Here is a 17,786-nt window from a genome sequence, read left to right as displayed (position 1 = left end):
GTCAGAGCAGGTGCGGCGTTTCGCGGAAGCGGCAGGGGGTGACGGGCAGCACGGGGTCGAACGCCGTGTCCGGCGCGACGCCGCGGAGCCCGGCGTAGACCTCCATGATCTGCCGGCCCACCGCTTCCCAGGAATAGGTGCGGCGGCATTCCGCCAGCGCTTCGGACGCGAGGCGGTGGCGCAGCGCCGGATCGGTGAGGAGACGGGCCAGCGCTGCGGCCTGGGCGGGCACGTCGCCGGGCTGCACCAGCAGGCCGTTCTCGCCGTCGCGCAGACAGTCCATCACGCCCACGGCGTGGCAGGACAGGATCGGCAAGCCGCTGGCCATGGCTTCCAGCACGGTGTTGGAGAAGCCTTCCGCGTAGGTCGGCGACACGAAGATGTCCTGGTTGTGGTAGATCGCCGGCGCCGCGGCGTAGTCGGCGTAGCCGCTGAAACGGACGTGTTCCGCGATGCCGCGTTCGCGCGCCAGGTCGCGCGTGGCGTCCAGGTCGGGGCCGATGCCGGAGACGGTGGCGGCGAAGCGCAGCCCCTGCGCGTGCAGGATGGCCAAGGCCTCCATGAAGTCGAGCGAGCCTTTCCGGCGGTCCACCCGGCCGTGGTACAGCAGATGCGGCGGGTCGGCGGCATCGCCGGGGGTGCGGCCGGGTTCGGGCGTGAAGCGGTGCACGTCCACGGCGCCGGGCACGATGGTGAAGAGGTCGCGGGGGACGTGCAGGCGGTCCACCACCTCCCGCGCGAAGCTGTCACAGCCGATCAGCACGGCGTTGCTGTGTTGCAGCACGCGCTCCATGGCGAGGCGGTGCGTTTCGCAGCAGGAGCCGACCCAGTGGCCGTCGCCGCCCTGGATGGACACCACGCTGGGGATGCCCAGCTCGCGCGCCGCCAGCAGGGTGGTCCAGCCGTTGGGGTAGCCGTACTGGGCGTGCAGCAGGTCGAAGGGCTTTCGGGCGTGCTCGGCGCGGATGGTGTCGAGCATGTCGTCCACGTCGCGCTCGAACTCGCCGCCGTTCTCCTCGCCCAGGGAGCGGCGGCCGATCACCGTGACGCCCGGCACCTCCGGCGGAGGGCCGCCGCCGTAGACGCGGGTGCCGGTGGGGTCGCCGCGGTATTGGCTCACCATCACCACCTCGTGCCCGGCGGCGGTCAGCTGGCGCAGCAGGTTCAGCGCGTAGACGCTCATGCCGGAGATGGCCGGAAAGAAGCGGCGCGAGCAGAACAGGATCCTCACGCGGCGTGCTCCCGCAGCCAGCGCAGGCTGGCCGGGATCATGCTGTCGGCGCGGTGGCTCTCGCGCGACAGCTCGATGCAGACGAGGCGGGAGAAACCGATCCGCTCCAGGGCGGAAAGGCAAGCGGGGATGTCCATCTCACCCTCGCCGAAGGGCAGGTGGACGTGCTCGCCGCGGCGCATGTCCTCGATGGTCACGGTGCCGAGGTGGTCGGCGAATTCGCCCACCGCCGCGGCCGGGTCGCGTTCCCCCGTCACCAGCAGGTGGCCGAGGTCGAGGGCCAGGGACAGGCCGGGCAGTTCCGCTTGCAGGCGGCGCCAGTCGTCCACGGTTTCGGCCAGCATGCCCGGTTCCGGTTCCAGCGCGGCGGTAACGCCGGTGCCTTCGGCGTGTTCCAGCACCTGCTGCACGCCCTCGCGCAGCCAGCTCCAGGCCTGGGCGTGGTCCACCCCGGGACGAGGCACGCCGGCCCAGAAGGACACGGCCTCGGAGCCGAGGATGCGGCCGATCTCCGTGGCGCGCTGCAGGAAGGCGACGCGGCGGGCGCGGCCGGCGGGGTCGGCGGTCAGCAGGGTGGGCTCGTGCTTGGTGCGGGGGTCGAGCAGGAAGCGCGCCCCCGTCTCGATCACGCTGCCGAGGTTGCGGGCGGCGAGGTCGCGCGCCAGAACTTCCGCACGGCGTTCCCAGCCTTCCTCCATCGGATCGAGATGATGGTGGTCGAGGGTGAGCGCCACGCCATTGAAGCCGCTGTCGGCGATGAGCGCCACCGCATCGGCGAGGCGGTGGTTGGCCGCCCCGTTGGTGTTGAAGGCGAAGCGCAGGGTCACGCCGCGACGCCCTGCCGGCGCTGCCGCAGCAGTTGGGCGGAGAAGGGGCCGCTTTCGCGGTACATCGGGTAGAGGTCGCCGACGATGCGGTCGGCCAGGGCGGCGTCGAACCAGGCGGGGCCGCCGGCGCGGGCTTCGTCCTCGGGGCGCAGGAGGACGCGCTTGGCGCCCTCGCGCCGGGTGTCGAGGATCAGCGGGTCCTGGCGGGCGCGCAGCCGGCGCACGCCGCGCCAGCCGACGCGGTGATAGCTCATGGTCTCGGTTTCCAGCCCCGGCACGATGGCGCGGGCGACCTTGACCGGACCCTCGGCGGGGGAAAGGTCGACGTAGAGGATTTCCAGCCCGTCCGCGGCCAGGCGCTCGGAGAGCAGGTTCAGCCGGGCGACGGGGTCGGCCATGGCCTCGGGCGAGGCGTGCGGCAGGGAGGAGAAGGGCACGCGGCTGCGCTCGGCGAAGACCGTGCCGGACAGGCGGCGGCGCAGTTCCGCGGCGTCCTGTTCGACCCATTCGGTCATGGCTTCCAACGCGCGGTCCTCTTCCTCCTCGATCATGGCGTTGCGGATCTGCCGGTCCACGTATTCCGCCGGCATCACGCGGCGGCAATCCTCGATGGGGCCGTGCGTGCCGGCCTTGCGGGCGCGGGAGCCGCAGAATTCCAGCAGCGCCTTGCGCAGCGCGCGGTGCTTGTCGGGGTGGGAAGCTTCGCCGCAGGCGGTGATCTGCACCGGCGCGGTGGGGGTGCCGCGGTCGTCGCCCACGACGTAGAGGTTGGTGAAGCCGAAATCGGTGCAGGCGAGCTTCACCGTGACGGCGATGCCTAGGCCCTTGAGCTTGTCCAGCAGCGCCTGGGTGTCGGGCTGCAGTTCCTCGTCGAACTCCACCACCACGCCCTGGTCGAGGGCGCGGTAGCTGATCAGGTTGCCGTCGCGCTGCAGCGCTTCCATCACGCCGTGGCCGATCGCGTGGTACAGGTCCAGCCCGGCGCCGAGGCCGTTGGTGATCGGCGTGATCAGCCGCGCCGGTTCCTTGCCGAGCTGGTAGGGATAGGCCGCGACCCATTCGCGCGGCACCATCACCGGCTCCTCGCTCGGCCAGCGGCGGCCTTCGATCCAGACCAGCGGCAGGTCGGGGGTGTAGTCGCTGCCGGCGGACAGGCAGAGCGTCAGCGGGTCCACCACGCCGCGCTCGCCGTGCCGGCGCAGCATCTCGTTGAAGGAGGCCGTGGTGCCGGGGTTGGCGGCGATCCAGTTGCCGCAATGCACCTCCTCGCACAGCTCGCCGAAGGCGCCGACCTCGGACTCGATCTCCGTGAAGCCGTAGCCGTAGCCGGTGGTGGCGGGCTCGTCGGAAAGCAGCATGTTGGCCTGCACCACCGGGATGCCGGTGCGGTCGAGGCCCTGGAGGTCGAACACCGAGAACTCGCCCCGCGGCGGCAGGGATTCGCGAAAGGCGGTGGCCACCGCCTGAAGCGTGTTGGTCATGCGCGGGGCTGGCTCCGTGTGCGAAGTTCGTCGATGGGGATGTGCCGCACGCCCGGCGGGCCGCGCATGCCGTCCTCCAGCACCGCGGTGGCGATGGCGGTGGTGATGCCGGGGGCGTGCTCGAAGGGCGTGCAGACCGTGTCGAAGTCGAGCGGCGCGATGACGTCGCGGTAGCGGCGCAGCTCGCCGGGGGTCAGCGGGATGTTCTTGTGGAACGCCTTGTGGGTGGAAACCGCGAGGTTCTCGCCCGCCTCGTCCTGGTCCACCTTGAAGGCATCGCCGCAGAACAGGATGCGCCGTGCCGGGTCGTGCAGCACGGCCTGGCCCTCGTAATGGCCGCCGACGTGAAACAGGGTCTGGCCGGTGGGGAGTTCCAGCGCCTCGTCATAGGGCCAGGTGACCCGGAAGGCCTTGGTGAGGCGCAGGTCGTCCTTCTGGATCGCCAGGATGTCCGGCTGGAACACGTCCTGCAGCTGCCACAGCGCGCCGTAGCCGTGCACGTGGCTGGCGGCGAGGTAGCGGATGCCGCCGAGGCGGCGGATCTCGTCCAGCATCGGCTCGGTGTAAAAGGGCGCCGCCTCGAAGGCGAGGTTGCCCTCGGGGTGCAGCAGAAGCCAGCCGGTGCCGTTCAGCCCGAAGCGCGGCGCGGTGTTGAAGGCCACCATGTCGCGGTCGAGGCGGCGCCAGGAGCCGTGCAGCATGCCGGCGACTTCCGCGGCGGGGCGGAAGTGCCAGCCATCCTCGGGCAGGTCGTTGCGGGTGTCGGTGCAGACCGGACAATCCGGCGGCGGCGCGAAATGGCGCTGCCAGTGGCCGCAGTTGGAGCAGGCATAGGGGCTCAGAGGCATGCGGCATTCTCCGCGGCGCGATAGGCGCGGTCCAGCAGGCGCATGGTGTGCAGGTCCCGGGCAATGGAGAAGCCGCCCGACTCGCCACTGCGCACCGCTTCGGCAAAGGCAGCCATCTGCTGCGTGAAGGGGGACAGGTCCGGGCGGGGCACGGGCACAGGCCGCGCCTCGCCCGTGTCGGCGTCCAGAAAGGTGACGCGGCCGCCGGCATCCTGGCCCATGGTGTTTTCCGCCACCAGCAGCCCGCGCGTGCCGAGGATTTCCAGCCGGCGGCGCGGCAGGGTTTCGGGGTGGTTGTAGGCCACGTGCAGCGTGGCCAGTACGCCCGATGCCGTGCGGCCCAGCAGCACCGCGCCATCGTCCACGGCGTAGTCCTGCACGCGGTGCTGCGTCAGGGCGGCGATGTCGCGCAGCGGTTCGTCCAGCAGGAAGTCCACGAGGTCCAGCCCGTGCGGGGCGAGATCCATCAGCGCGCCGCCACCGGCACGGCGGGGATCGACGCGCCAGTTGTCGCCCTCGCCGGTGGGGGACCAGTTGGCATCCAGCCAGCAGGCGTAGACGATGCGCACCGTTGTCACCGTGCCGAGCAGGCCGTCGCGCAGGGCGGCGCGGATGGCGCGGTGGGCGGGGTGGTGGCGCTGGTCGAAGGCGGTGCCGTAGAGCATGCCACTGCGCTGCACGGCGGCGGCCATCGCCTCGGCTTCCGCCAGGGTGGCGGTCATCGGCTTCTCGCACAGCACGGGCTTGCCGGCGGCGGCGGCGAGTTCCACCGCGGTGCGGTGCAGGTGGTTGGGGGTGGCGACGTAGACCGCCTCCACCGCCGGGTTGGCCAGCAGGGCCTCGGGGGTGGCGTGGATGGCGTCCGGCGGCAGGGTCGCGGCGGCGGCGGCGCGGGCCGCTTCGCCGGGATCGCAAACGGCGACCAGACGGTGGCCGGCGGCGGCGATGGCGGGGGCAGCGAAGTCGCGCGCCACCCAGCCGAAGCCGATGATGCCCCAACCCACCGGGCGCGTGTCGGGCATCACCAGCGCTCCGGCAGGTCGAGCAGTTCGCGCCGCCGGGCCCAGTCCGCGGTGGCGGCCCCGCTGGTGGCGCGTTCCGGGCCGGTGGCGCGGGGCGGATAGGGCGCGCGCGGACCGTATTCCCGGGCGTAGCGGTCGGAGGGCCAGCTGATCTGCCCGTCGGCGTCGTAGAGCGGATTGCGGCGCAGGGCGGCGCCCTCGGGCGGCAGGGCGAGGCCGCCGGACACGGGTTTGGCCGGGCGCAGGCCGGGGCCGGCGGCGACGGAAAAGGCTTCCACCCCCGACAGGGTCGCGACCGGGGCGCTCTCCGGCGTGCGGGCTTCCACCAGGGCGCGGGTCAGTTCGGCATCGTCGTAGACCGTGCCATCGGGAAACAGGGCGGCGATCTCGCCCGCCGTCACGGCGGAGCCGGCGGACAGGTTGGGCCAGTCGCGGTTGTGGATGTGGCTGACGGCGAGCCAGCCCCCCTCCCCCGCCAGCTCGCGCAGCGCGCGCAGGATCGTGGTCTTCGGTTCCAGGAAATAGAAGGCGTCGTGGCAGGCCACGAGGTCGTGCCGCTGTTCGCGCACCGGCCAGGGCTGCGCGGCGTCGAAGCAGACCAGCGCGGCATCCGGCACCAGCCAGTGACGCGCGACCCAAAGCTTGGCGAAGACCACGTCGCCGCCGGACACGGCCGCGCCGCGGCGGCGCAGCTCGCGCAGGTGGTGGCCGATGCCGCAGGCCAGCTCGAAGGCCGTGGTCGGGGCGTTCCAGTGGGCTTCTTCCAGCGCCAGCCCGGCCAGAAAGGTCGGGTCGCTCCAGCGATGCGCGAAATAGTCGCCCACGGGACCCCAGCTCAGGTGGCGCATGGCGTCGCGCAGGGAAAGCGTGTCGGCGCCGCGCACCAGGGCGCGCAGGGCCTCGGGCTCGGCGGTGGCGCCGCGCCACCAGTCGTCCTGGTCGGCCAGCAGCAGCACCAGCGCGTCCTCGCGCCGGCCGGCGTCGAGATGCCGGAGCACTGCCGCGGCCAGGGCTTCGCGGCCGGTGCGCAGGAAGGGGATGCCGTCCACCACCGGCCAGCGCTCATTCGCCGCGCACAGGGAGTGCGGCGTGTCGGGATGCAGCGCCGCGCCGCCCCGCGGGCACAGGAGCGGGCTCATGCCAGCAGGCCTGCCTCCGCCAGCACCTGGTCCTGGAAGGCCTTCACCGGCCCTTCGTGCACCAGCGCCATGTCGTGCAGCACGAAGCGCATGGTGGTCTGCCCGGCGCGCAGGTGCTGCGCAATCTGTAGGACGCGGTCCAGCGTGTCGGCGGCGTGGAAGGCGCGGCCCTCGGGGGTGTCGGCGTCGGGCAGGATACGGCGCGCGTTCCGTACCGTATCGGCCAGGGCGGGGGGCAGCTGCGCGAGGCTGTGCTCCGTGGCGCGCTCCATCACCGGGAGGAGATGCTCGCCCAGCAGCATCTCGCCGGTGAAGCCGGAATCCGGGATCAGCGCGTTGTGCAGGTGGTGCGCCATGCCGGCCAGCCAGACCGTGGCGGGGTCGGCGCCGTAGCCGGGGCTCAGCAGCACGCCGTAGGCCGCCACCATCAGGCAGTGCTCCGCGTGGTTTTCCGGCGGTTCCAGCAGGATGCGCGGCTTGTCCGGGCAGGTTACGCCGGCGCGCGGCTGCCCCGCGAGGCGCGTGACGAATTCCGGCAGCGGCAGGGCCGGCGGCGCGGGATCGGCGAGGCCGTTGCGCAGCGCGGCCCGCAGCGTCGTCGCCACCACGTCGGTGCTGCTGTCGAAGCCGCGTTCCAGCACGGCCAGCCGTTCCGCCGGGTCCAGGCCCAGCGCGTCCAGCGCCGCGTCGTTCAGGTCGCCCAGCCGCGCCGCGGCCAGCACGGCCGCGGTGTTGCCGCGCATCGCCTGCGCCGGGGGATGGCCGGCCAGCAGCCGGCGCCAGCCATCGGCGAAGAGGCGCTGCGCCACCGAACCGTCCAGCCCGGCCGAGCGCACCCGCTTGAGGTCTCCCAGTTCCCGGAACAGTTCGACCAGCGGGGCGGGACAGGCGGACTTCGCCGCCACCCTCACGCGGCGCCGCTCAGCCAGTCGAGCAGGTTCTGATCCTGCCGGTGCAGGGCGTGCTCGGGCGAACGGCCCTCGGCCACCATGGGCGCCTTGAAGAAGGTGGAGAGCTGTTCCTGCACCCCGCCATCGCCGCGCTGCTGCGCGAGGTCGAGCACGCGGGCGATCTCCAGCACCAGCGGCGCGGCCAGGATGCTGTCCTTGCACAGGAAGTTCACCTTGACCTGCATCTTGTGGCCGAGGAAGCCGGAGATATCGATGTTGTCCCAGGCTTCCTTGTCGTCACCGCGCGGCCGGTAGTAGCGGATGTCCACCAAGTGGTCCTCGACCTTGTAGCCGAGGATGCTGTCCAGCACGGAACCCTTGGTCTTCAGCTTGGACTTCAGGCTCTCGGGGTTGTCCAGCGCCAAGCCGTCGCGGTTGCCCAGGATGTTGGTGGAGAACCAGCCGTCCACGTGCAGGGAGCGCGCCTTGAAGGCGGGCGCCAGCACGGTCTTCATCATGGTCTGCCCGGTCTTGCCGTCCTTGCCGGCCACGGGGACGTTGCGCTGTTCGGCGAATTCCAGCAGCGCCGGGATGTCGGCGCCCAGGCTGGGGGTGAAGTTGCCGTAGGGCACGCCTTCCTGGATCGCGGCATAGGCGTAGAGCATGCCGGGGCCGATGGCTTCGGAATCCTCGTCCAGCGCGCGCTCAAAGGCGCCCAGCGAGGCGAAGGGGGTGGTGTCCTCCGGCCAGCGTTCGGTGGAAGCGAGGTTGATCATCACCACCCCGTCCACGCCGTCGCGGAAGCGGCGCAGGTCGCCGGCGATGGCGTCGATGGCGGCGCGGTGGCTGGGCACCAGGCGCTGGTTGGCGCCCTCGATGTTGCGGCAGAAGGCGGCGTTGCCGATGGCCGGCCAGGGGCGCAGGTCGGCGAGGTCCCCCTGCGTCTCGCTCAGCTGGTCGGCGCTGAGCACGCGGTGGTTGGCGGCGGCACTGGCCAGGTCCTCGCCGTGCAGGTCCCAGCCGCCGAAGCTGAGGTCGCGGTAATCCACCAGCCCGGGGACGGACACGTCCGCCAGGGGCAGGCCGTCCAGCCGGTTGGAGCCGCGCTTGAGCAGCTGCACGCCGGCAACCGCCGTGCTGGCCACGGCGCCGCCGAGACCCACCACCGCCACGCCGACCCTGCGCCGCTGCCCGCTTATCGCACCCATATGACGCGCTCATCCCTCGTTATCGTCGCGACATCGGGGGATTCCACGATCCCGCCAATCACGAGAACGTGTCTCCACAGGAGTCGCAGAAGCCCGGTTGCACCACCCTGAAATCCTTCGCGCGCTGGCTGCGGAGGAGGATGCCGCTGCTGCCGGGATGCCGGAGTGCCAGCGCGACGGAGCGGCCTTCGATCCGGCTGGCCGGGGACCCCGGGAGGGGGAGAAGGAATTCTCCCCCTCCCGGACCCTCCCCCTCATCTTTTTCCGGGCAGCTGCCGCGGTCGGGGTGGAGACGGGGGCTTGGCCCTCCGGCGGCTGCCGCGTCAGCCCACGCGAACAGAACAGATTTTCTGTTGGCCGCAGAGCGGCGGAGGTCTCCACCCGAACCGGGCAGTTCCCGAAAAAAGATGAGGGAGGGTCTGGGAGGGAGAATTCCTTCTCCCTCCCGGGGTCACGGGCACCCCGCGTCCAACCGAAGGTCCTGCAACACCGCAAGACCCGCGCGAAACGGTAGCGTCGCGACCAGGGAACGGATAGAGAACCCAGGCGAGCAGAAGATGTCCGATCAGATCGTCATCACGGAAAAGACCAGCCAGGCCAAGGATGTCCGCGCGGCGGTGGGCGGGCGCTACGGCGCCATCCTGCCGGCCGAGGGCCACTTGTTCGATCTGGTGGAGCCGGAGGAGGTGGACCCGGCCTGGAAGCGCTGGACGCCGGTGCTGCTGCGGCCGGAGGGGCTGTACGCCACGCGCCCGGCGGCGGGAGGCAACAAGGCGCCCAAGCTGCAGGCGATCCGCGCGGCGCTGCAGGGTGCCAAGCGGGTCTGGCTGGCCACCGACTGCGACCGCGAAGGGCAGCTGATCGGCCAGGAGATCCTGGAACACTACGGCTATCGCGGCGAGGTGCTGCGGGTGATGTTCACCGCGCAGGACCCGCAAACCATCCGCGAGGCGTTTTCCCGCGCCAGGCCCAACAGCGAATACGCCCGGCTCTACGCGGCGGCGGTGGCGCGCCGGCAAGCCGACCAGATCTACAACCTGTCCCTGACGCGTACCGCCACCGTGACGCTGGCGCGCGGGGCGCGGGCGGTGATCGGCGTGGGGCGGGTAAAGACGCCCACCCTGGCCATCGTGTGCAAGCGCGAGCTGGAAATCCGCAACTTCGTGCCGCAGACCTATTTCGAGGTGGTGGCCACGGCGGCGGTGGAGGCCGGCAGCCTGCGGCTGCGGCACGCGCCCAAGGAACGCATCCTGGAACGCGAAAAGGCCGAAGCCATCGCCGCGCTGGCGGAAGGCTTCGCCGGGCCGCTGGCGGTCAAGGTGGAGGACAAGCGGCAGGGGCCGCCGCGGCTGCACGACTTGCCCTCGCTGCAGAAGCTGTGCGGCTCGCGCTTCGGCTGGTCGGCGGCGCGCACGCTGGAGGTGGCGCAGGCGCTGTATGACGGCGAGGGCAAGAAGGTCATCACCTATCCGCGGGCCGAGACGCGCTACCTGCCCGAGGCGCTGATCGCGGAGGTGCCGAAGCTGGTGGCGGGCCTGCAGGTCGGGCGCGCCTTTGCCGAGATCCCCGTGCCGCAGCCGCCGGTGATCCGGCGCGGCGGCAGCGGCGCCTTTCACGACAAGGGGCTGGCCGGGGCGAGCCACCACGCCATCATCCCCAACCCCAACACGGTGGACACGCTGCGCGAGGTTTGGCCGCGGCTATCGGCCGACGAGCGGCGCTTGTTCGACGTGATCGCGCGCGCCTTTCTGGCCGCCGTCATGCCGGATTTCCGCTACCGGCAGACCACCGCCACGCTGGACGTGCAGGGGCACGTCTTCCGCGCCGCCGGGCGGCAGCCGCTGGAGCTGGGCTGGCGCGCGGCCTTTCCGGACTGGACGCCGGCGGAGGAGCGCGGGGAAGAGGCGCAGCTGCTGCCGGCTTTGCGCCACGGCGAGACCGCCACGCTGCGCGACGCGGCCGTGGAGGAAAAGGAAACCCGCCCGCCGCCGCGCTACAACGAGGGCACGCTGATCGAGGCGATGCAGAATGCCTGGCGCTTCGTGGCGGACGAGGCGCTGCAGGAGCGGCTGAAAGAGGCCAAGGGCATCGGCACGCCGGCGACGCGGGCGGAGGTGATCCGCGGCCTCAAGGCGCAGGACTTCCTGTGCCTCGATGGCAAGCACATCGTGCCCACGCCGCGCGGGCTGGAACTGTTCGGCGTGCTGGAACGCGCCGATCCGGCGCTGGTGGACCCCGGCGTCACGGCGCAGCTGGAGGTGCTGCTGGACGGGGTGCTGGTGGGGCAGGCGGAGCTGGTGGGTGCCATCGACGCGGTCTGCGCCCAGGCCAGCCGCATCATCGAGCGGCTGAAGGAACACGCCGGCTCGGACACGGCGCCGCTGCTCGGCGTTGCGGCAGGCGGGGGCGGGCCGGGGCAGCCGCCGACACCGGCGATGAAGCGCTTCGTGGACAGCCTGGCGCGGCAGAAGGGGCTGCAGCCGCCGCGCGGCTACACCAAGTCGGGCGCCCTGTGCCGGACCTTCCTGGACCAGCACGCGCCCAGGAAGGCCGGGGCGGAGGGCGGCGACGGTGCCGTGCGGCCGCCCAGCCCGGCGCAGCTGGGTTTCGCGGGAAAGCTGGCCGCGGAGCGCGGCGTGGAACTGCCGGAGGAAGCCCGCGCCAGTGCCCGTGCCCTGTCCGCCTGGATCGACGCGCAGCAGCCCGGGGGTGGTGGCCGGGCGGGCGGCAGGCCGCCGTCCCGGCCCGCAGGTGGCAAGGCGGCGTCACGCACCGCGAAGGCGGGTGGCGGGACGCCGCGCCGGGCCGGGCGGGCGGCGGCTGGGACGTCGCGCCGGGGCGCTGGCGAGGCGCCGCCGTCCGGGGATGGGCGGATCGGGGATGAGGTGCCGCCCTGGGAAGCGGCGATGGGCGACGTGGCGCCGCCTGGGGAAGCACGGGAGGGCGGGGCAGCAGCGCACCGGGCCTCGGGATTGGGCGAGGACGCGCCGTCCGGACCGGCAGCCGGTGCGCCGGTGGCGAAGCGCCGCCGCGCGCCCCGGGGCGCCACGCCGCCGGCGGCAGAGCCGGTGCGGGCGCGCAAGCCCGCGGGTGGGAAGCGGGCGCCGCAGGCCGCGCCGGCCGAGGCGGAGGGCGGCACGCCGCTGCGCATCCCCTTCGGCAACAAGGAGGCGGCGCTGCGCTGCGGCGCGCGCTACCGCGCCGGCGGCTGGTACGCCCCGCCGGGCACCGACCTGGACGCGTTTCGCGAACGCGGCTGGCTGTGAACCGGCCGCCCGCGGCGGGGTGTCGGGGGAGTGGTCAGGCCGGTACGCCGAAGCTCATGGCTTCCAGGCACAGGGCGGCGAGGCCGGTGGAGGAGGACACGCCGAGCTTGGCGTAGGCGCGCTTGCGGTAGGTGATCACGCTGGACGCGCGCAGGCCCAGGGTCGCGGCGATTTCCTCGGCCGTGGCGCCCAGCACGGAGGCGGCGCAGACGCCGCGTTCGCGCGCCGACAAGCCGGGGCAGAAGCTTTCCAGCCAGGAGGCGACCTGGTCGGGGGTCAGGGGAAGTTCCGTGGCCTCGCGTTCCGTACGCAGGCGGAAGCGGTGGTGGCGGGCGATCACGGCGGTGAGGGATTCCGCGGCCAGGCTGAGGCCGTCCAGGTCCTCCGGCCCGAAAAGGCCGGCATGCGGGCCGCGGAACACGGACAGGAAGACGCGGCGCGGGCCGAAGTCGCGGTACAGGGCGACGCGATCGATCACCCCGGGCGTTTCGTAGCAGTCGCGGCGATAGGCGGGGTTGTGGATGTCGTCCTGCTGCACGCGGCCCAGGCCGGGCCGCCCGGCAAAGGAGGCTTCGCGCAGGCGGCGGAAAGCCGGGTCCTCGCGCCAATAGCCGGCGACGTAGCAGTCGGCGGCGCGCTGGGCGCGGCGGGAGCCGTCGCCGCTGGCGGCGCCCAGGCAACGGATGCCGCCTTCGCGCTCGAACAGGAAGGTGGAGCAGTGTTCGGCGCCCACGAAGCCGCGCAGCGCCGCCAGCAGGCGCCCGTCGAAATCCGGCTGGCCGATGGCGGTGATGGCGGCCGAGACGGTTTTCAGCAGGCGGCCGGTGGCCGGCGGAACGGAAGGCGGCTGCCAGCCGAGCATGGTTGAGTTCCTCCCATCGGCCGTTCTCGGCGCTTGCCGGGTTTCTTCGTGCCTGCCGGGTCCCGGTGTTTGCCGGATCCCGGTGCCCGCCGGGTCCCGGTGCTCACGGGGGATGATCCCGCCCGCATCCCGGCTTGGCAAGCATTCCGTCGCCCGCTCGGGGGACAGGCCGCGGGCCCGTCCGGGCGCAGTTTGCGCCTTCCGCGAGGAGTTCGGGCCGATGCCGACCATGCCACCCATCCGCAAGCTGCACCACTTCGCCTGGCGCTGCCGCGATGCCGAGGAAACCCGGCATTTCTACGAAGACCTGCTGGGGCTGAAGCTCGCCCACCTGATCCGCGCCGAAACCGTGCCCAGCACGGGCGAGCACTGCCCCTATGTCCACATCTTCTTCGAGATGGCGGACGGGTCCTACATCGCCTTCTTCGACCTGGGCGACAACATCCGGGCCGAGCCGTCGCCCAACACGCCGGCCTGGGTGAACCACCTGGCGCTGGAGATGGACACGGAGGCGGAGGTGCAGGCCGCCAAGGGGCGGCTGGAAGCGGCGGGGGTGCAGGTCCTGGGCGTCACCGACCACGAGATCATCAAGTCGATCTACTTCTTCGACCCCAACGGCATCCGGCTGGAGCTGACCGCCCGCACCGTGTCGGAGGAGGAGATGCAGGCGCACGGGGCGGATGCGCATAGCCAGCTGGCCGCCTGGACGCAGGAAAAGGCGGGGCGCGCCGGGGGAGTTGCCGCGCGTGCCTGAGCGCCGCCTCGAAGGCCGCCGGGCCGGGGCTGCCGGGCATGGCTGAGCGCCGCCTGGCAAGCATCCAGGTCAAGCCGGGTGCGGCGATGGAGAGCCAGTCCGGGCTGCAGATGCAGGGGCCGCGCATCTTCGGCGCCTATGACGAGCCGGAAGGGCGCCGGCGGCTGGCCTGCATCGTGATGCACCCCACCAGCAACTTCATGCAGCACTACCTCATCGCGCCACTGGCACGGCGGGGCATCTGCTGCCTGGGGCTGAACAGCCGCTATGCCGGGTCCGACACCACGCTGCTGATGGAGCGGGTGATCCAGGACCTCGGCGCCGGGGTGCGGTACCTGCAGGAAGCCGGCTACGAGCGCGTTTTCCTGATCGGCAATTCCGGCGGCGGTGCGCTGGCCGCCTTCTACCAGGCGCAGGCGGAGCGGCTGACGGTGACGCAGGCGCCCGATGGGACGCTGGTGGCGCTGCACCCCTCCGACCTGCCGCCGGCGGCGGGGATCGTGCTGACCGCGGCCCATGCCGGGCGCTCGCGGCTGCTGGAAGAATGGATCGACCCTTCGGTGGTGGAGGAGGGCGACCCGCTGGCCGCCGACCCGGCACTGGACGTCTACGAGCCGGCCAACGGCCCGCCCTTCGCGCCCGACTGGGTGGAGCGCTTCCGCGCCGCCCAGCGCGCCCGGCGCGACCGCATCGAGAGCTGGGCCTGGCGGCGGCTGCGGCAGCTGCGCGCCACGCCGGGGGCGCCGCGGGACATGGCTTTCGTGATCCACCGGACGCAGGCCGACCCGCGGCTGCTGGACCTTTCCATCGACCCGAACGACCGGCCGGTCGGCAGCATCTGGGGCCCGGCGCGGGAGGTGAACTATGCCGCCAACGCCATGGGCCGCTTCACCACGCTGACCGCCTTTCTGAGCCAGTGGGCCTCCTGTTCCCAGGCGGACGGGCCGAGCAATCTGGCGCGTACGGGCGTGCCGGTGCTGCTGCTGGAACACACCGCCGACGGTTCCACCTTTCCTTCCACCCGCGACGCCTGGATGGCCGCCGCAGCGCAGCATCCCGGGCGGCAGGCCGCGCTGCACCGGCTGGTGGGGGGCAACCACTACCTCGCCGGGCAACCCGAGCTGGTGGAGGAAGCGGCCGACCGGATCGCGGCCTGGGCGGAACATCTCTGAAGTGGGGAAGGAAGGCCGGGGGAGTGAACTCCCCCGGGCCCCTCCTTTTTTCGGGAGTTTTCGGGTGCGCCATCGGCCGGGGCAGCCCCCCCAGACTCCCGAAAATAGAAGGGGGTCCGGGGGGATACCTCCCCCCGGCTTCCTTCACGGCCCGGACCAAAGGCGTCCCTACCCCCCGGCCAGGGCCCCGATGGCGACCAGGCGGCGGCGCAGCCACACATGCGCGGGGCTGTCGTTGAAGCGCCGGTTCCAGGCGAGGCGGAACTCGGTCCGCGGCACGTCGAAGGGCAGGTCCAGCACGGCCAGCGGGGCCACCGCCGCGAAGCCCAGCGCCGCGCCGCGCGTCACGGACGCGACGAGGTCCGAGCGGGACAGGGCGACCACCGCCGCCAGCCCGTGCGGCAGCTGCATGGTGACCTTGCGCCGCAGGCCCCGGGCCGCGAGGGCGGCGTCCACGGCATTGGCGCCGTCGCCGGTCATGGACACGCGCAGGTGCGGCGCGGCGAGGTACTGCTCCAGCGTCAGGGGCGCCTGCGCCAGCGGATGGTCCTGGCGCATGGCGCAGGCATGCCCGTCGGCCAGCAGCCCGCAGGTCATGAACCGGTCCGGCAGGCCCTTGAGGACGCCGATGGCGACGTCCACCCGGCCGCCATCCAGCCCGGCCAGGATCTCCTCGGTGGAGCCGGACCGCACCGTCAGCGTGGCGTGCGGCGCTTCCCGGCGCATCTCGTCCACGAGGCCGGGCAGCAGGACGATGGTTTCGTAGGTTTCCACGGCGAGCACGAAGGTGTCGCGGGCCTCCGCCGGGTCGAAGCGATGCGGGGCGAGCGCCGTCTCGATCCCCTGCAGGGCCACCCGCAGCGGCGCGGCCAGTGCCAGCGCGCGGGGGGTGGGCTCCATGCCGGAGGCGGCGCGGACCAGCAGGTCGTCCGACAGCAGCTTGCGCAGCCGCTCCAGCGCGTGGCTCGTGGCCGACTGGCTCAGGCCGATGCGCTCGCCGGCGCGGCGCACGCTGCGCTCAGCGAGCAGGGCGTCGAGGACCACCAGGAGGTTGAGGTCGATCGAGCGGAGGTTCACGCGCCGGGTTTCCGCAGGGAGGGCCGCGGCCCCGGCGGGGCCGATGCAGCACGTGCATCCTAAACTTCGCGATCCTGCATTTGGAACATCTATCGCCATGGGGGATGCTCGTGGAAAGACCCGCCGATACGACGGGCCATGCCGGGAGGGGCGAGGATGACACGCGTTCCAGGAGCAGCCGCCTGCCGCACCGGGCGCCCGGTGCCGTCGCACAGGCAGCCCGCCGACAGCCCCGCGGGCGGGGGTGGCGTGCGATGAGCGAGGCGGAACGCTTCGACGTCGCCATCGTCGGCTACGGGCCCACCAGCATGACGCTGGCGGCGCTGCTGGGGCGGGACGGGCACCGGGTGGTCGTGCTGGAACGCTATGCCGGCCTGTACAACCTGCCGCGCGCCGCCTGCTTCGACGACGAGATCATGCGCACCTTCCAGAAGCTCGGCCTGGCCGAAGCAGTGGGCCGCGACGCGGTGGTGCAGCGCGACTACGAGTGGATCAACGCCGCGGGCGAAACGCTGGTGGAGATCGAGTACGCCGACCCCGCGCCCTGCGGCTGGGCGCAGCTCTACATGATGTTCCAGCCCTTTGTGGAGGAGATCCTCGACCGCCACGACAAGGCGCTGCCCACGGTGCAGGTGCGGCAGGGCGTGACCGTCACCGGCTTCGCGCCGCAGGCCGATGGCGTGCTGCTGCACGCGGCGGCGGCGGACGGCGCGCCGGTGGCGATCCAGGCGCGCTACGTCGTGGGTGCCGATGGCGGCAACGGCGCCACCCGGCGCCTCGTCTCGCCGGAGGTGGAGGATTACGGCTTCCAGGAGAACTGGCTGGTCTGCGACTTCCGCCTTCGCCGCACGGTGCCCGGCCTGCCCGCCTTCCGGCAGGTCTGCGACCCCGCCCAGCCGACCTCCATCGTGACGATCGGGCGCGGCCACCACCGCTTCTCCTTCATGCTCAACCCGGGCGAGACGCAGGAAGAGGCGACGCGGCCGGAGCGCGTCTGGGCCCGCGTCGCGCGCTACATCACGCCCGAGGATGCCGAGCTCATCCGCGTCGCGAACTACGTGTTCCGCTCGCGCATCGCCGCGCGCTGGCGGCAGGGGCGCGTGCTGCTGGCCGGGGATGCGGCGCACGAGATGCCGCCCTTCCTGGCGCAGGGGATGTGTTCGGGCATCCGCGACGGCCACAACCTGGCCTGGAAGCTCGACCTCCTGCTCACCGGCCGCGCCGAGGACAGCCTGCTGGACACCTACCAGCCGGAGCGCGAGCCACATGTGCGCTTCATCACGGAAAAGGCGATCGAGCTCGGCCGCGTGCAGACGATCCGCGACCCGGCCCGGGCGCGCGAGCGCGACGAGCGGCTGCTGGCCCAGCGGCGGGCGAAGCAGGCGCCGGAGAAGATCCGCTTCCCGCCCCTGCGCGGCGGGCTGGTGGCCGGGCATGGCGGCCTGTTCCCGCAAGGGCGGGTGCGGGCCGGCGACCGCCAGGGCCTGTTCGACGACGTGGTCGGGCATGGCTGGCGCCTGGTGACCGCCGATCCCGGGATGGCCGGCGGCCTGCCGCCCGAGCTGCGCGCCTTCTGGGCTTCGATCGGCGGGACGGTGGTGCCGATCACGCCCGGTCCGGCGGCGGAGGGGGTGGAGGACCTGGACGGGGTTTACGGCGACTGGTTCGCCGCGAATGGCTGCAGCGGGGCGATCGTGCGGCCGGACTGGTACGTCTACGGCACGGCCGGCAACGGCGGGGAGCTGGCCGCCGCCCTCGCGCAGCTGGCCCGGGCGCTGCGGCCCGCGGGCACCCTCGTCCCGTCCTGACGGGCGGCGGGCAGCCGTCCGCGCGCCGCGAAGAACCGACACTGCGGGGCGGCAAGCCCCGGACCATCCGGAGAGAAACGATGCAGGGCAAGGTCGCGCTGGAGGAACACTTCGCCATCCCCGACACGGTGATGGACAGCTACGGCTTCCTGGCCGACGACGTTTGGGAGGAGCTGAAGGCGCGCCTGCTGGACCTGCAGG

14 protein-coding genes are annotated in these 17,786 nt (G+C 72.5%); 4 read left to right on the top strand and 10 right to left on the bottom strand.

All coding sequences use genetic code 11. The features are described from left to right. Position 1: 1 nt before the first annotated feature. The 8 genes from ACLIBK_RS21840 to ACLIBK_RS21805 are packed head-to-tail and all read right to left on the bottom strand — an operon-like array spanning position 2 to position 8,646. Positions 2 to 1,231, bottom strand: a complete 1,230-nt coding sequence (locus ACLIBK_RS21840) for a glycosyltransferase family 4 protein (RefSeq protein WP_415389425.1) — start codon at positions 1,229 to 1,231, stop codon at positions 2 to 4. After that, on the bottom strand, positions 1,228 to 2,058 hold the full coding sequence (locus ACLIBK_RS21835; RefSeq protein ID WP_415389424.1) for a sugar phosphate isomerase/epimerase family protein: 831 nt from the start codon (positions 2,056 to 2,058) through the stop codon (positions 1,228 to 1,230). Before ACLIBK_RS21835 ends, ACLIBK_RS21840 begins: the two co-directional genes overlap by 4 nt. Then, a complete protein-coding gene (locus ACLIBK_RS21830) occupies positions 2,055 to 3,539 on the bottom strand; it encodes a YcaO-like family protein (RefSeq protein ID WP_415389423.1) in 1,485 nt (494 codons plus the stop codon). Before ACLIBK_RS21830 ends, ACLIBK_RS21835 begins: the two co-directional genes overlap by 4 nt. Next, the gene (locus ACLIBK_RS21825) at positions 3,536 to 4,387 is read right to left on the bottom strand and encodes an MBL fold metallo-hydrolase (RefSeq protein ID WP_415389422.1); all 852 of its coding nucleotides are present in this window, start codon (positions 4,385 to 4,387) and stop codon (positions 3,536 to 3,538) included. The genes ACLIBK_RS21830 and ACLIBK_RS21825 overlap by 4 nt, the downstream gene beginning before the upstream one ends. Further along, entirely contained in the window at positions 4,378 to 5,409 is a 1,032-nt protein-coding gene (locus ACLIBK_RS21820; RefSeq protein WP_415389421.1) for a Gfo/Idh/MocA family protein, read from the bottom strand. The genes ACLIBK_RS21825 and ACLIBK_RS21820 overlap by 10 nt, the downstream gene beginning before the upstream one ends. Continuing rightward, positions 5,409 to 6,548 carry a methyltransferase domain-containing protein gene (locus tag ACLIBK_RS21815; RefSeq protein ID WP_415389420.1) on the bottom strand — a complete coding sequence of 380 codons (1,140 nt, stop codon included), beginning with the start codon at positions 6,546 to 6,548 and terminating at the stop codon, positions 5,409 to 5,411. Before ACLIBK_RS21815 ends, ACLIBK_RS21820 begins: the two co-directional genes overlap by 1 nt. After that, on the bottom strand, positions 6,545 to 7,459 hold the full coding sequence (locus ACLIBK_RS21810) for an HD domain-containing protein (RefSeq protein WP_415389419.1): 915 nt from the start codon (positions 7,457 to 7,459) through the stop codon (positions 6,545 to 6,547). The genes ACLIBK_RS21815 and ACLIBK_RS21810 overlap by 4 nt, the downstream gene beginning before the upstream one ends. Continuing rightward, complete coding sequence (locus tag ACLIBK_RS21805) at positions 7,456 to 8,646, bottom strand: inositol-3-phosphate synthase (protein ID WP_415389418.1); 1,191 nt, start codon at positions 8,644 to 8,646, stop codon at positions 7,456 to 7,458. Before ACLIBK_RS21805 ends, ACLIBK_RS21810 begins: the two co-directional genes overlap by 4 nt. 557 nt (positions 8,647 to 9,203) lie before the next feature. Here ACLIBK_RS21805 and ACLIBK_RS21800 point away from each other — a divergent pair. Further along, positions 9,204 to 11,912 (top strand): DNA topoisomerase, encoded by a 2,709-nt coding sequence (locus tag ACLIBK_RS21800; protein ID WP_415389417.1) that lies wholly within the window; start codon positions 9,204 to 9,206, stop codon positions 11,910 to 11,912. Between the two features lie 34 nt (positions 11,913 to 11,946). Here ACLIBK_RS21800 and ACLIBK_RS21795 read toward each other — a convergent pair whose 3' ends face one another. After that, entirely contained in the window at positions 11,947 to 12,774 is an 828-nt protein-coding gene (locus tag ACLIBK_RS21795) for a helix-turn-helix transcriptional regulator (RefSeq protein ID WP_415389416.1), read from the bottom strand. A gap of 220 nt (positions 12,775 to 12,994) precedes the next feature. Here ACLIBK_RS21795 and ACLIBK_RS21790 point away from each other — a divergent pair, with 220 nt between their 5' ends. Together ACLIBK_RS21790 and ACLIBK_RS21785 are read left to right on the top strand one after the other, a co-directional pair. After that, the gene (locus tag ACLIBK_RS21790) at positions 12,995 to 13,528 is read left to right on the top strand and encodes a VOC family protein (protein ID WP_415389415.1); all 534 of its coding nucleotides are present in this window, start codon (positions 12,995 to 12,997) and stop codon (positions 13,526 to 13,528) included. A 38-nt stretch (positions 13,529 to 13,566) separates the two neighbouring features. Next, the gene (locus ACLIBK_RS21785; protein WP_415389414.1) at positions 13,567 to 14,700 is read left to right on the top strand and encodes an alpha/beta hydrolase family protein; all 1,134 of its coding nucleotides are present in this window, start codon (positions 13,567 to 13,569) and stop codon (positions 14,698 to 14,700) included. A 168-nt stretch (positions 14,701 to 14,868) separates the two neighbouring features. Here the strand turns inward: ACLIBK_RS21785 and ACLIBK_RS21780 are convergent, their stop codons facing one another. Further along, on the bottom strand, positions 14,869 to 15,777 hold the full coding sequence (locus tag ACLIBK_RS21780) for a LysR family transcriptional regulator (RefSeq protein ID WP_415389413.1): 909 nt from the start codon (positions 15,775 to 15,777) through the stop codon (positions 14,869 to 14,871). Between the two features lie 254 nt (positions 15,778 to 16,031). On the opposite strand from ACLIBK_RS21780, the gene ACLIBK_RS21775 reads away from it, so the two are divergent. Continuing rightward, positions 16,032 to 17,585: a bifunctional 3-(3-hydroxy-phenyl)propionate/3-hydroxycinnamic acid hydroxylase gene (locus ACLIBK_RS21775; protein WP_415389412.1), complete on the top strand. Its 1,554-nt coding sequence runs from the start codon at positions 16,032 to 16,034 to the stop codon at positions 17,583 to 17,585. Positions 17,586 to 17,786: the final 201 nt, after the last annotated feature.

It is taken from the genome of Roseomonas sp. BN140053 (assembly GCF_047690175.1).
Lineage (GTDB): Bacteria > Pseudomonadota > Alphaproteobacteria > Acetobacterales > Acetobacteraceae > Roseomonas.
The sequence above is the reverse complement of the archived record's forward strand: the minus strand, read 5'-3'. Positions and strand labels throughout refer to the sequence as shown.